Annotated in this window: 11 protein-coding genes, 1 tRNA gene and 3 rRNA genes; 13 read left to right on the top strand and 2 right to left on the bottom strand. The window is 58.5% G+C overall.

What is annotated here, in order from left to right:
• Positions 1-20: 20 nt before the first annotated feature.
• The 3 genes from TC41_RS07490 (at position 21) to TC41_RS07485 (ending at position 1836) form a co-directional block, all read left to right on the top strand.
• Positions 21-860, top strand: a complete 840-nt coding sequence (locus TC41_RS07490; protein WP_049784345.1) for a DUF2797 domain-containing protein — start codon at positions 21-23, stop codon at positions 858-860.
• A 16-nt stretch (positions 861-876) separates the two neighbouring features.
• Positions 877-1047 carry a hypothetical protein gene (locus TC41_RS16555; protein ID WP_014464416.1) on the top strand — a complete coding sequence of 57 codons (171 nt, stop codon included), beginning with the start codon at positions 877-879 and terminating at the stop codon, positions 1045-1047.
• An 87-nt stretch (positions 1048-1134) separates the two neighbouring features.
• Positions 1135-1836: a S1C family serine protease gene (locus TC41_RS07485; protein WP_014464415.1), complete on the top strand. Its 702-nt coding sequence runs from the start codon at positions 1135-1137 to the stop codon at positions 1834-1836.
• A gap of 49 nt (positions 1837-1885) precedes the next feature.
• Here the strand turns inward: TC41_RS07485 and TC41_RS07480 are convergent, their stop codons facing one another.
• Positions 1886-2233 (bottom strand): hypothetical protein, encoded by a 348-nt coding sequence (locus TC41_RS07480; protein ID WP_014464414.1) that lies wholly within the window; start codon positions 2231-2233, stop codon positions 1886-1888.
• A gap of 106 nt (positions 2234-2339) precedes the next feature.
• Here TC41_RS07480 and TC41_RS07475 point away from each other — a divergent pair, with 106 nt between their 5' ends.
• Entirely contained in the window at positions 2340-3059 is a 720-nt protein-coding gene (locus tag TC41_RS07475; RefSeq protein WP_041695178.1) for a class I SAM-dependent methyltransferase, read from the top strand.
• A gap of 2 nt (positions 3060-3061) precedes the next feature.
• Here the strand turns inward: TC41_RS07475 and TC41_RS07470 are convergent, their stop codons facing one another.
• A complete protein-coding gene (locus tag TC41_RS07470) occupies positions 3062-3769 on the bottom strand; it encodes a metallophosphoesterase (RefSeq protein WP_014464412.1) in 708 nt (235 codons plus the stop codon).
• Between the two features lie 146 nt (positions 3770-3915).
• On the opposite strand from TC41_RS07470, the gene TC41_RS07465 reads away from it, so the two are divergent.
• The 9 genes from TC41_RS07465 (at position 3916) to TC41_RS07430 (ending at position 14235) form a co-directional block, all read left to right on the top strand.
• Positions 3916-5283, top strand: coding sequence for a UvrD-helicase domain-containing protein (locus TC41_RS07465; protein WP_014464411.1), 1368 nt, complete (start codon positions 3916-3918; stop codon positions 5281-5283).
• Positions 5284-5392: 109 nt separating this feature from the next.
• Positions 5393-5566 carry a hypothetical protein gene (locus TC41_RS16410; RefSeq protein WP_158306721.1) on the top strand — a complete coding sequence of 58 codons (174 nt, stop codon included), beginning with the start codon at positions 5393-5395 and terminating at the stop codon, positions 5564-5566.
• A gap of 305 nt (positions 5567-5871) precedes the next feature.
• Positions 5872-7412, top strand: a 16S ribosomal RNA gene (locus tag TC41_RS07460).
• A gap of 108 nt (positions 7413-7520) precedes the next feature.
• Positions 7521-10471 (top strand): 23S ribosomal RNA (locus TC41_RS07455).
• Between the two features lie 117 nt (positions 10472-10588).
• A 5S ribosomal RNA gene (rrf, locus tag TC41_RS07450) occupies positions 10589-10705 on the top strand.
• Together the 16S, 23S and 5S rRNA genes with 1 tRNA gene alongside form the textbook arrangement of a ribosomal RNA operon.
• 15 nt (positions 10706-10720) lie before the next feature.
• Positions 10721-10800: transfer RNA gene (locus TC41_RS07445), tRNA-Leu, on the top strand.
• A gap of 248 nt (positions 10801-11048) precedes the next feature.
• A complete protein-coding gene (locus TC41_RS07440; RefSeq protein WP_041695177.1) occupies positions 11049-12029 on the top strand; it encodes a substrate-binding domain-containing protein in 981 nt (326 codons plus the stop codon).
• A 155-nt stretch (positions 12030-12184) separates the two neighbouring features.
• Entirely contained in the window at positions 12185-12799 is a 615-nt protein-coding gene (locus tag TC41_RS07435) for an adaptor protein MecA (protein ID WP_014464407.1), read from the top strand.
• A gap of 161 nt (positions 12800-12960) precedes the next feature.
• Complete coding sequence (locus TC41_RS07430; RefSeq protein ID WP_374952846.1) at positions 12961-14235, top strand: Glu/Leu/Phe/Val family dehydrogenase; 1275 nt, start codon at positions 12961-12963, stop codon at positions 14233-14235.
• Positions 14236-14251: the final 16 nt, after the last annotated feature.

Here is a 14251-nt window from a genome sequence, read left to right as displayed (position 1 = left end):
TTCGTCTGGGGGACTGTTTTATGTTGTGGACGGGGGATTTGCGCGAACTCGAACCCAGCTTCGGCATGCCCGTCTCATACCGCCTGCGGATGGAGAGCGCGGACGGGCCGTGTTCCATCCCGATTGCGGTGGGAGATACGCTGGTGTTTCGGGCGACGGGCGCGCTTCGCTGCGTGGCCTGTGGGAGAAGCGTCAAGAAGCTGTATCAGAATGGATATTGTTTTCCCTGTGTGCAGACTCTGGCCGAGTGCGATCTGTGCATCGTCAAGCCGCATCAATGCCATTTTCACCTCGGGACGTGTCGCGACGAGGCGTTCGCGGCGGCACACTGTATGGTGCCGCATTACGTGTACATCGCGTGGAGCAGCGGATTCAAGGTCGGGATTACGCGGAAGGGACGGCATCTCAAACGTTGGATGGATCAGGGAGCCATAGAGGCCGCCGTGATTGCGGAGGTGCCGGATCGGAAGACCGCTGGAGATCTGGAAGTGCACATCTCGCAGTGGATGGCGGACAAGACGCATTGGCGAAAGATGTTGGCCGACGAGGCTGGGCCGGATCGACCGCTCGTCGAGGTCGCACGCGAAGTACAGGCTTCTGTCGCTCAACCCTATCACCCCTATCTGGTTGCCGATGTGCGGCCAGAGCGTCTCGCCTATCCGCGGCAACCGGGCTTCAACGTCATGCTCACCTCCCTCGTGCTTGCCTCGGATGAGGCGGTGGGCGGGGTCATTCGAGGAATCAAAGGTCAGTATCTCTTGTTCGACGACGGCGTGCTCAACGTGAAGCGCTGGGCGGGGCATGAGGTGGTTGTGGAGCACCGCAGCGCCTCATGTTCGGCGGAGGTGGGGGCAAACTAGGCGGGGAGGGGTACGAATGACCTGGATTTACGAAGCGCGGCTGTATGATTCGAAGGCGGTCGCGATGTACGTGGCCATGAACCTTCGCGATTCCGGCACGCGCCAGCGGCTGGACGCCTCGTCGGTTCAGGTCTACCGCACGCGGCGGGGCAATTACGGTGTGCGGTACCGGACGCTTGACGCTTAGCCGCGTGCGGCACGCGTCATCCTCTTGGCGAATACAATGAACAGCGCATCGTGGATCGGCCTTGATCCCGCCAAGGGGTGATGACAGGTGAAAAAGACTCATTCCACGCCGGGTAAGCGTGCCGCTCAGCTTCATCTCCCCAATTTCGTCCGGCTTGTGGAGCGATATAAAAAGTGCGTCGTCGGCATTGAAGTCATCCAAACCCCCTACCGAGACCGCGCCCTCTTTTTTCCTTGGGAGCGGCCTTTGCCGCGAGAAGGACGCGCTGCCCTCAATATCGGAACAGGATTCATGTTCCACCCCAAGGGCTACATCCTTACCAACGAACACGTGATCGCGGAAGCGGATCGAATCATGCTTCGGGTGTTTGGCCGGAAGGACCTGGTCGAGGCCGATCTCGTCGGACGAGATCGGAAGCACGACATCGCAGTGCTTTGGGCGAACATCCCGGTCCCGTCGCCCGTTTTGCGGCTTGGTCACAGCAAAGACGTCCAGGTCGGCGAGTGGGTGGTGGCCATCGGATCGCCGCTCGGGCTCGATCACACCGTGACGGTCGGAATCGTGAGTGCCAAGAATCGCCCGCTCCAGATCGGCGACCGCGAGTATCCCAACCTCATCCAAACCGACGCGGCCATCAACCGCGGCAACAGCGGCGGACCGCTCATCAACTTGCGGGGCGAGGTCATCGGCATGAACACGGCCGTGTCCCAGAGTTCTCAAGGAATAGGGTTTGCCATCGCAGCGGATGTGCTTCGCCAGCGCGTCAAGGCGATTCTGGGTGAGGCGTGATGTCGATGGACCCCACGTCCAAGATTGGGGCCGGGAAGGCTTGTTCGATTCAGAAGCCGCCCTGGACGTGTCGCCGCAAATAGAAGCGCTGACGCGGATTCTGATTGTACCATGCCCAGACTATCCGCCGGGCCGTCCACGCGTTCCGCGGGACAAGTTGCTCCAACTGCGCGGTGATATCCATCAGGCGGACATGATGCCCGTCGACGACGATCCCGCTCTCTAATTCGTGCCACGCATAGCGAGTACAGGCGGATCGCCAAAAGTTGTGCATCGAGCCCTCGCTGTAGATGTGGAACTGACCATTTTCGAGCACGAACATGAGCGCCGAAGGTAGAAACATCACGTCGCCCGGCTGCTCGACGCAGGCTTCAAAGACGCGAACAATCGGGGTCACGAGCGCCCCCTCCTCTCCTCGCCCAAGTATACCAGGTGCTCGAACGGTGCAACCGCCCAATCCAACGGGCGCTTGCGCGCGTACGATCTTTTAAGGGGAACTTGGAGTGGACTACTTAGATGCCTTGAGCCGAGCGGATGTCGTGGGGGCTCATGCTGGAGGACTTGCGTTGACGGAATGGTGGCTCAATCGCGTACCCCTTTCGGCGGGAGCCTCTGTGCTCGAGGTGGGGTGTGGGACAGGCGCCACCGCCCTGCGGCTTGCGGAACGAGGTATGCGCGTCACAGCACTTGACGTTCGACAGGACATGATCGACCGCGTGCGCGACCGTGCTCAACAGGCTCATCTCGCGTTGGACACGGTCGTGGGATCGGCAGAGGACTTGCCGTGGCCACCTGCGTCGTTTGATGCCGTGGTTGGCGAATCGGTCCTTGTGTTCACGAACATCCCGGTGGTGTTGCAAGAAGTGCGTCGGGTGTTGAAGGCGAGCGGATTTGCCGTCTTTGTGGAGATGGTGGCGCCTATCCGTCCTCCCTCGGGATGGCACGAAGAAGCCGCACGTGTGTATGGAACGCGAGAAGTGCCCACGCTCTCGAGTTGGCGCGATCGTTTCCTTGCCGCTGGATTTCAGCCTGCGGTGTTGCGAACGGGGTCTATCTGGAGTCTTGCGCGTGAGCTTCCGCCTTCAGCTCCCGTTCCTGACGCCCATGCGGCCATACTCTCGGACCCTGAAGTCGGGCGGGCCCTAGCCGAGCATTTCGCTTGGATGGCGCGCTTTGGCCAGGCGCTTGGATACGCCGTGTTTCTGCTTGTACCGAAGGGGTGAGCTCACGGCTGTAACCATTCGTTCGGAATTTTCCATGGAATAAAATGAAGATAATCGCAGCTCACCAATTGGTAATGAACCCCGTCGATCTCGCCATTCAACGCGAATCGATGCGCGGGGCCATGTAAATGTCCGTACACGCACGCTCGGACGCCGTAGGCTGCGAGCAGTTCATGAAACGGAGAGTCCAGACGTTGAGCGTCGATGGGCGGGTAGTGCATCAGACACAGAATCGGCTTTTCCTCTTTGACCGCTGCCTTTAGCGACAGCTCGAGGCGCAGAATCTCCCTCTTGAGAATGGGTTCGTCCACTTCCGGGTGATAGGAAGGGTGGTGGGGAAGCGTCCATCCTCGAGTGCCTGCGAAACACACGTCGTCAAGGACAAGGCAATCGTTCTGCAAGGCATACATGCGCGGAGGTAGCGCCTTGCGAACCCGCTGAATCCCTCCCCACCAAAAATCATGGTTTCCCCGAATCAGCACCTTTTGCCCAGGAAGACGTCCGATCCAGGCCAGGTCGGGCGCGGCCTCTTCGAGCTTCATCGCCCAAGAAATGTCACCTGGCATGACCACGATGTCATCCTCTTGAACGCGCTCGAGCCAGTGGTGCGCGATCTTTTCGGCGTGATCGCGCCACGCTGGTCCGAACACATCCATCGGTTTGCTGTTCGAGGTATCCAAGTGCAAATCTGCGATCGCGTAGATGGCCACAGTGTTTCCCCCTTGACCGTTCCATGATATCACACCTTCTGACTCCGCCCGTCTTCTCACGCAGGCTTTCCCAGGGAGTTGGCATTCTCCCCGCCATCATCGACGCAGGTGCCTGAGAGGTGTTGAATGGGAGCGGGGGATATCGGATGTGGACGGAGGAACAGTGGGCCGTGATCGAACCCAAGAACGTCTCGTCTGTCGTGGTGGCGGCGCCTGGGAGTGGCAAGACCACCGTGATGACGGAACATTTGGCTCAGGTCATCGCTACGGGACGAATACCCTCTCAGCGCATTCTCGCCATGACATTTACGAGGCAGGCTGCCGAACACATGCGTCAGAAGTTACGAGGGCACGAACGACTGCACGCTGTAGACGTGGAGTCCTGTACCATGGGGACGTTTCATTCCGTCTTTTTTCGAGCGCTTTTAGAGGCGGATTTTCAAGTGTATCCTCTCCTCGGCCAGCGGGAGCAGTACGCTCTCATGCGAGAAGCCGTGGTGGACGTTTTGGGCGAACGCCGCGCCGTGAGCACGTACGAACTCCAATCGTATCTCACCCTGTATAGCCGGATGGTCGGCGGAATGGAGATTGACAAGGTGGACCATCAAGAAAAGCAAATTCTTGAGTCATATATGCGCAGAAAGCGAGCGCTAAACCGCTGGGACCATGACGATATTCTTCTCGCGTCGCTCCATCTGTTTCAGTCGCCTTCGGCGTCGAAGATACGGCTGTTTGGAATGAGCTACATTTTGGTGGATGAGTTTCAGGACACGAATCAACTGCAATGGGCTCTCCTCACGTCGCTCGTGGAGCGAAACGGCGCTTTAGCCTTCGTCGTCGGCGATGACGATCAGTCCATTTACGCTTTTCGCGGCGCTTCGCCCGTGTTTCTCCAGCGCGCGGCGGAGGTTCTTCCCAACGCTCGTCGATACTTGCTCACCTTGAATTTCAGATCCGACCGAAGAATCTTAGGTCACGCCGCGCAGCTGATTCGTCACGTCAAAGTTCGAGTGGATAAGCCGCTCCGCAGCGTGAGCGAGGCAGAAGGTGTCTGCATGGCGTATGAAGTCCCCGACCGAACCGCGCAATGGCGTCTTGTGGCGCATCTGCTCCGCCGCGCGATACGTGAAGGGCGCTCTGCGGCGATCCTGGGGCGCACGCGCCATCAGCTGGCCGTCGCGTGGATGGCGCTTCGGCGAGCCTTCGGAGCGCAGTGGGATATTGTCGCGAAAGGAGTTGAATTTCGCACCTTTCACGACAGCAAGGGTAAGGAATGGGATATCGTGGCGTTGCTTGATATGGCCGTGTCTCCTGGTTCGACTTTTGACATCGATATCGATGAAGAGCGGCGCTTGTTGTACGTCGCCATGACGCGAGCCCGACATGAATTGTACGCGCTCGTGCCTCGTGTGATGCACGGAGCGCCGCGTCGCATTCATCCGTTTCTGCTGGAGTCGGGAATGGAAGTGTGTCCTGTGAACGACACGCTGAAGAACGATGAAGTTCGAAATTAGTTGAAAAATCGCTGGACTTTTCGGGCTGTCATTTATACAATAAAGACAAAACAGAGCTGTTATATATCATCTGTTGTAGATCAACGGCGAATTCGACCCTGGGGGAGTGGTGAAGATGACGAGGAGTCATCCGGTGAAGGGTGGAGACTTGCAGGGCGTTGTCTTTTCAGACCAGGCGGATTTCCATGCACCCATGGAAACCAAGCGGGAGTTTGCGGACGCAGAAAATAAGCAATGGGTTCAGGAGCGCCTTCTGGACTATTATCATGGGAGCCGAGGATAAACGGATTCAACCTGGCGGTTCATTCATAAAGGGAGAGGTTCGACCAACGCGCCGACATGCAGGGCGGCGCGTGTTCTTTTTGCTGACGCGCGCCAGTTTGCAAGCGTTCCGGCTGGCGCTGTGATCCTGATGTTTTTTCGCGCACCCCCTTGACACAGAGGGGGAGGCGGTGATAGTATCATTCTCGCCGCCCGCGAGGCGGCAGGAAATCCGCGCGGTGGCGCGGGAATCGCTCCTTGAAAACTAAACACACGAGACCACCAAGCCCGTAAGTCCTTGTGACCGAACGGTCAGGATAAAGCACTTGGATTGAGAGTTTGATCCTGGCTCAGGACGAACGCTGGCGGCGTGCCTAATACATGCAAGTCGAGCGGACCTCTTTTGAGGTCAGCGGCGGACGGGTGAGGAACACGTGGGTAATCTGCCTTTCAGACCGGAATAACGCCCGGAAACGGGCGCTAATGCCGGATACGCCCGCGAGGAGGCATCTTCTTGCGGGGAAAGGCCCGGATGGGCCGCTGAGAGAGGAGCCCGCGGCGCATTTAGCTAGTTGGCGGGGGTAACGGCCCACCAAGGCGACGATGCGTAGCCGACCTGAGAGGGTGACCGGCCACACTGGGACTGAGACACGGCCCAGACTCCTACGGGAGGCAGCAGTAGGGAATCTTCCGCAATGGGCGCAAGCCTGACGGAGCAACGCCGCGTGAGCGAAGAAGGCCTTCGGGTTGTAAAGCTCTGTTGCTCGGGGGAGAGCGGCATGGGGAGTGGAAAGCCCCATGCGAGACGGTACCGAGTGAGGAAGCCCCGGCTAACTACGTGCCAGCAGCCGCGGTAAAACGTAGGGGGCGAGCGTTGTCCGGAATCACTGGGCGTAAAGGGTGCGTAGGCGGTCGAGCAAGTCTGGAGTGAAAGTCCATGGCTCAACCATGGGATGGCTCTGGAAACTGCTTGACTTGAGTGCTGGAGAGGCAAGGGGAATTCCACGTGTAGCGGTGAAATGCGTAGAGATGTGGAGGAATACCAGTGGCGAAGGCGCCTTGCTGGACAGTGACTGACGCTGAGGCACGAAAGCGTGGGGAGCAAACAGGATTAGATACCCTGGTAGTCCACGCCGTAAACGATGAGTGCTAGGTGTTGGGGGGACACACCCCAGTGCCGAAGGAAACCCAATAAGCACTCCGCCTGGGGAGTACGGTCGCAAGACTGAAACTCAAAGGAATTGACGGGGGCCCGCACAAGCAGTGGAGCATGTGGTTTAATTCGAAGCAACGCGAAGAACCTTACCAGGGCTTGACATCCCTCTGACGGGTGCAGAGATGCACCTTCCCTTCGGGGCAGAGGAGACAGGTGGTGCATGGTTGTCGTCAGCTCGTGTCGTGAGATGTTGGGTTCAGTCCCGCAACGAGCGCAACCCTTGACCTGTGTTACCAGCGCGTTGAGGCGGGGACTCACAGGTGACTGCCGGCGCAAGTCGGAGGAAGGCGGGGATGACGTCAAATCATCATGCCCCTGATGTCCTGGGCTACACACGTGCTACAATGGGCGGTACAAAGGGAGGCGAAGCCGCGAGGCGGAGCGAAACCCAAAAAGCCGCTCGTAGTTCGGATTGCAGGCTGCAACTCGCCTGCATGAAGCCGGAATTGCTAGTAATCGCGGATCAGCATGCCGCGGTGAATACGTTCCCGGGCCTTGTACACACCGCCCGTCACACCACGAGAGTCGGCAACACCCGAAGTCGGTGAGGTAACCCCGAAAGGGGAGCCAGCCGCCGAAGGTGGGGTCGATGATTGGGGTGAAGTCGTAACAAGGTAGCCGTACCGGAAGGTGCGGCTGGATCACCTCCTTTCTAGGGAGAAGGACGGGGCTTGCGGGTTTGGGAGGTTGGGTGTGTTTAGTTTTGAGGGAGCGAGAGCTCTCTCGGAGGACCTTGGCAAGTGCATAGGGAGAAAGGCAAGGTGAAGCTAGGAAGGGCACACGGTGGATGCCTAGGCGCCAAGAGCCGAAGAAGGACGGGGCGAACGCCGAAATGCCACGGGGAGCCGTAAGCGGGCTGAGATCCGTGGATGTCCGAATGGGGGAACCCGCTGGCGGGAAGCGCCAGCAGCTTAAGGCCGAAAGGCGTTAAGCGGGGAACCGGGGGAAGTGAAACATCTCAGTACCCCGAGGAAGAGAAAGCAAACGCGATTCCGTGAGTAGTGGCGAGCGAAAGCGGAGGAGCCTAAACCGCATGCGTGGGAAAGGCTGCAGCCGTTGCGCATGCGGGGTAGAGGGGCTGTTTGCGGCGAGCTGCAGGGTAGCCAGCCCGAGTGGGTGCGTAGGAGAACGGTCTGGGAAGGCCGGCCAGAGACGGTGAGAGCCCGGTATCCGAAACGCGCGCACGAGGGTGGAAACAGACCCCGAGTACTGCGGGACACGAGGAATCCCGTAGGAATCTGGGAGGACCACCTCCTAAGGCTAAATACTCCTTGGCGACCGATAGTGAACGAGTACCGTGAGGGAAAGGTGAAAAGGACCGCGGGAGCGGAGTGAAAGAGAACCTGAAACCGTGTGCCTACAAGCAGTCGGAGCACCGAAAGGTGTGACGGCGTGCCTTTTGTAGAATGAACCGGCGAGTGATGCGGGCGAGCGAGGTAAAGGCGGAGGAGCCTAAGCCGAAGCGAAAGCGAGTCTGAAGAGGGCGTGAGTTCGTCCGCATCGACCCGAAACCGGGTGATCTACCCCTGGTCAGGGTGAAGTGCGGGTAACACCGCATGGAGGCCCGAACCCACTGGCGTTGAAAAGCCAGGGGATGAACTGGGGGTAGGGGTGAAATGCCAATCGAACCCGGTGATAGCTGGTTCTCCCCGAAATAGCTTGAGGGCTAGCGTCAGGGGATGAGTTGTGGAGGTAGAGCGCTGATGGGGTGCGGGGCCCGCGAGGGCTACCAAGCTTCGTCAAACTGCGAATGCCACAATGTCGAGGAACCTGGCAGTGAGACTGCGAGCGATAAGGTCCGTAGTCGAGAGGGAAACAGCCCAGACCCGCAGCTAAGGTCCCGAAGTTCCGGTTGAGTGGGGAACGATGTGGCGCTGCGAAGACAACCAGGATGTTGGCTTAGAAGCAGCCATCATTGAAAGAGTGCGTAATAGCTCACTGGTCGAGTGGCGCTGCGCGGAAAATGGAACGGGGCTAAACCGGACACCGAAGCTCGGGATGGCGACATGGTAGGGGAGCGTTCCATGTGCGGGGAAGCTGAGCCGGAAGGCAAGGTGGAGCGCATGGAAGTGAGAATGCCGGTATGAGTAGCGAAAAGAGGGGTGAGAATCCCCTCCGCCGAAAGCCCAAGGTTTCCTGGGGAAGGCTCGTCCGCCCAGGGTCAGTCGGGACCTAAGGCGAGGCCGAAAGGCGTAGCCGAAGGAGAACAGGTTGACATTCCTGTACCACCGTAGGCGCTTGAGCGAAGGGGTGACGCAGGAGGACGAGGGAAGCGGCCGGATGGAAGAGGCCGTCCAAGCAGCGAGCGTGGGGTGTAGTGAAATGCGCACCCTGGAAAGCGTGAGCTGTGATGGGGAGGGAAGGACAGTACCGAAGTCCCGACGTTCACACTGCCGAGAAAAGCCTCTAGCGAGCCGAAGGTGCCCGTACCGGAAACCGACACAGGTGGGCGCGTGGAGAACACGAAGGCGCGCGGGAGAACTCTCGTTAAGGAACTCGGCAAAATGGCCCCGTAACTTCGGGAGAAGGGGCGCTCTTCCTGGAGGAAGAGCCGCAGTGAAAAGGCCCAAGCGACTGTTTAGCAAAAACACAGGTCTCTGCGAAGCCGAAAGGCGACGTATAGGGGCTGACGCCTGCCCGGTGCTGGAAGGTTAAGAGGAGGGCTTAGGGGGGTGTACCCCCGAAGGTCCGAATCGAAGCCCCAGTAAACGGCGGCCGTAACTATAACGGTCCTAAGGTAGCGAAATTCCTTGTCGGGTAAGTTCCGACCCGCACGAAAGGCGTAACGACTTGGGCGCTGTCTCAACGAGAGACCCGGTGAAATTGTAGTACCTGTGAAGATGCAGGTTACCCGCGGTTAGACGGAAAGACCCCGTGGAGCTTGACTGTAGCCTGATATGGGACAACGGTGTTCCATGTACAGGATAGGTGGGAGACGGAGAAGCTTGGGCGCCAGCCTGAGTGGAGTCGGCGTTGGGATACCACCCTTGGGACACGGTTGTTCTAACCGGCCTTGTGAGGACGCGAGGCGGGACAGTGTCAGGCGGACAGTTTGACTGGGGCGGTCGCCTCCTAAAGGGTAACGGAGGCGCCCAAAGGTTCCCTCAGCGCGGATGGAAATCGCGCGGAGCGTGCAAAGGCAAAAGGGAGCTTGACTGCGAGACGGACAGGTCGAGCAGGGACGAAAGTCGGGCTTAGTGACCCGGTGGTTCCGAGTGGAAGGGCCATCGCTCAACGGATAAAAGCTACCCCGGGGATAACAGGCTGATCTCCCCCCAAGAGTTCACATCGACGGGGAGGTTTTGGCACCTCGATGTCGGCTCATCGCATCCTGGGGCTGAAGTCGGTCCCAAGGGTTGGGCTGTTCGCCCATTAAAGCGGTACGCGAGCTGGGTTCAGAACGTCGTGAGACAGTTCGGTCCCTATCTGCCGCGGGCGCAGGATACGTGAGAGGGGTTGTCCCTAGTACGAGAGGACCGGGATGAACCGACCGCTGGTGTACCAGTTGTCCCGCCAGGGGCACCGCTGGGTAGCCAAGTCGGGAAGGGATAAGCGCTGAAAGCATCTAAGCGCGAAGCCCGCCTCAAGATGACGTATCCCATTCCGTGAAGGAAGTAAGACCCCTCGAAGACGACGAGGTGGATCGGTCTGGCGTGGAAGCGCAGTGATGCGTGGAGCGGACAGATACGAATCGGTCGAGGGCTTCACCTGAAAGGCTCCCTATGCACGGAGGCAAGGGCCAAGAAGACAGATGCGAAGCGACATGCGAGCGAGGAGATCTGCAGGCCGAAGGCCGAAGCCCTCCGAGCGAGCATGGAGCGAAGCAGGTCTGGTGACCATAGCGGAGGGGCAACACCCGTACCCATCCCGAACACGGACGTGAAGACCTCCAGCGCCGAGAATACTGGGAGGGAAGCCTCCTGGGAAGGTAGGTCGTTGCCAGGCGAGTGACAGATGTATGCGGGTGTGGCGGAATTGGCAGACGCACCAGATTTAGGTTCTGGCGGGCGACCGTGGGGGTTCGAGTCCCTCCACCCGCATTGAAGATATGTGTGGGTTCGGAGTGGTCCGAGCCCTTTGTTTATGTCCAGTTGCTGTGATTCTACGACAGACTGATGTCGAGTTGAGCATACGGAAGCCACTTGGCAGCTCCGCCTTCGGCGGGCTTTTTTCATATGTGGACTTGGTGAGCTAAGAACTGGACAGAGACCGGCCAAACTTGATTATAATAAGGACACGACTCCGAATACCATGGATTGCCGATGACGTACGAAAGGTGGGGTTGTCCATGCCTGTTACAATATACGACGTTGCAAGAGAAGCAAAAGTGTCCATGGCTACCGTGTCTCGCGTGATCAACGGGACGGCCGTGGTCAAAGAGGATACAAAAAAGCGGGTATTGGAGGCAATTGCAAAACTGGGCTACCGGCCGAACGCGGTAGCGAGGGGTCTTGCGAGCAAGCGGACGCGCACGATTGGCGTGATCGTGCCGGACGTTTCGGCGGCTTTTGTCGCAGAGATGGTTCGCGGGATCGAGGACATCGCGAACATGTATGATTACAACATTCTGTTGGTCAACTCAGACGCTCAGGTCGATCGCGAGGTTGGTTTGATTGGGACAATGTGGGAAAAACAGGTGGATGGAATCTTGTACATGACGAATGTTCTTACTTCACGTGAGATCGACGCGTTTGAGGAGGCGCAGATTCCTGTCGTGCTGTGCGCGACAGAGGATCCAGAGCGCCGGATTCCGTCGGTGAATATCGACAACTATCGTTCGGGGCGGGATGCGGTGAACTTCTTGCTCCAAAAGGGTTGTCGCCGAATCGGCTTTATCACCATGGACGAAGGGTACTCGGTCGTGGCGGATCGGCGGTTGCAGGGTGCCCAGAATCGGATGCGCGGACAGGAGCTTCACGTCATTCGGACGGGGCGTGGCCGCTACGAGACGTCTCTTCCCGTGATCCGCGCGTACTTCGAGGAGCACGATTTGGATGGTGTCGTTGCGGCTTCGGACGAGTTGGGGCTGGCCGCGATTCATGCTGTGCAAGACATGGGGAAATCGGTGCCTGAGGACGTGAAGGTGATCGCGTTTGATAACACGCGTCTCGCTGTGATGGTGCGCCCTGAGATGACTGTGATTGCGCAGCCGATGTATGATTTCGGCGCAGTCTCCATGCGATTGCTCACCAAGCTCTTACAGGATGAGCCGGTGGACAACTACACCGTGATTCTGCAGCACAACATCGTGGAGCGAGCCTCCACGTGATGGCTGTTTGAGTGGGAGACGTGGGGTGTTCCAGCAACTGCGCGGGGACACATTCGGAATGATGGCGCACGCCATGACATGGGGAACAAATGAGGTATAATATAATTTATCACACGCCCTTTCACTCGGCCTTTGGCGATAAGGAGGGAACGCCGATGCGAGTCGAGCGAATTGCCCGAGACAAGGTGCGGATTTTCATCAGCTATGACGATCTCGAGGAACGCGGGATCGATCGCGATGAAATTTGGCACAATGGGAAAAAGGTGCAGGATCTTTTTTGGGATATGATGGAGACCGCTTATATGGAAGTCGGATTTGATATCGCGGGTCCGATTTCCGTGGAGGCGTTCACGATGCCGACAGAGGGCGTGGTGGTCATTGTCACGCGTATCCCGTCCATGCCTGGGGCTGGCCATGACGACGGGGATTATGGAGACGAAGAGGAAACATACTTCGAGCGAGATCACGGATTTTCGCCGCGGTCAACGCCGACCCACATGGTGATGGCGTTCCGCGATTTGGATAACCTCTTGGACGCGTGCAAGACGTTGCGCCAGTATCCCATCCATACATCGCTCTATCATCACGAAGGCGCTTATCAGTTGGTGATCCATGGCGACCTCAGACCTGATCAGTGGGAAGAGGTATTTTCCATTCTGGTGGAGTATGGTGAGATGAGTCGGGTGACGCCATGGGTGCTCGGAGAGTACGGCAAGGTGATTTTTGCGGATCACGCCGTGGAACAGCTTCTCCGGAACTTTCCGACGTGAGGGTTCCGCCTATCCGAGAGTAACTAGATCATTCTAGTTACTCTGTTTTTTGTGCCCAACTGCGATCTCGGCTGCTTTTCGGAACGCGGGTGGGCGTGTATACTAGGGCTGTCTTCATTCGATTCCATGTTGTCGACAACCGGGAAAAGGTGGTACACACTGTGGCAGATTCTGTGGCGTCTGCGGACAAGCGTCACCAGGGTGCGTCCATGCTTCAGGATACGCAGGACATCGTCCGGCAGGCACTCGACGTCCTAGGATATGGGCCGGAGGCCTTTGATCTCCTGAAACTGCCCATGCGCGTGTTGACAGTAAGATTCCCTGTGCGCATGGACGACGGAACCGTACGGGTGTTTACCGGCTACCGCGTTCAGCACAATGACGCTATCGGGCCCACGAAGGGCGGCATACGGCTGCATCCAGACATTACACTTGAGGAGATGGAAGCGCTCGCCATCTGGATGTCGATTCGGTGTGGCATCGCAGAACTTCCCTTCGGGGGCGCAAAGGGCGGCATTGTGTGCGATCCGCGCGACATGTCCTTCTCGGAGATCGAACGCGTGAGCAGGAGTTATGTGCGCGCGGTGAGTCAGATTGTGGGGCCGGCGAAGGATGTCCCCACGCCTGATGCGTTCAGCAATTCGCAGAACATGGCGTGGATGTTGGACGAGTACTCCCACATTCGCGAGTCAGACAGTCCTGGCTTCATCACAGGGAAGCCCGTGATTTTGGGGGGGACGCGCGGCCGAGATGGCGCTGCGGCGCGCGGCGTCGCACTGACGCTGGAGGAAGCGGTGAGGCAGAGGCAACAGACCCTCGAAGGACAACGCGTCATCGTTCAGGGTTTTGGAGGTATCGGGAGCTACCTGGCGAAGTACTTGAGTGACCGGGGAGCTCGCATTGTCGGCGTGGGTGACGCGTATGGCGCCCTGTACCGCGAGGCGGGTCTGGACGTGGACGAGTTGCTGGAGCGAAGGGATTCGTTTGGAACGGTGACGCGGTTGTACCGCGATGTGCTGACCAACCGCGAGCTCCTAGAACATCCGTGCGACATCCTGGTGCTGGCCGCCTCAGGCGCGGCGATCACAGCGGAATTAGCTGCGAAAATCAAGGCATCGCTGGTGGTTGAGGCGGCTAACGTGTCGACGCCGCAAGATGCCCTTGAGATCCTGACGGAGCGCGAGATTCTGGTGATTCCAGATGTGCTTTCGTTTGCCGGGGACGTGATCGTCTCGTACTTTGAATGGGTTCAGAACAACCAGGGATATTACTGGAGTGAGCCTGAAGTCCAAGCGAAGTTGGACGATCGCGTCCGGCAGTCGTTCGACCGCGTGTATCAAGTCGCAGTTCGGTATGGAGTGAATATGCGGCTTGCCGCCTATATCGTCGGCGTTCAGCGGTTGGCGGAGGCGAGCCGCTGGCGCGGATGGATATAAAAGCGGGATGAAGTGG

The sequence above is a fragment of the Alicyclobacillus acidocaldarius subsp. acidocaldarius Tc-4-1 genome (assembly GCF_000219875.1).
Classification (GTDB): Bacteria; Bacillota; Bacilli; order Alicyclobacillales; family Alicyclobacillaceae; genus Alicyclobacillus; species Alicyclobacillus acidocaldarius_A.
The sequence above is the reverse complement of the archived record's forward strand: the minus strand, read 5'-3'. Positions and strand labels throughout refer to the sequence as shown.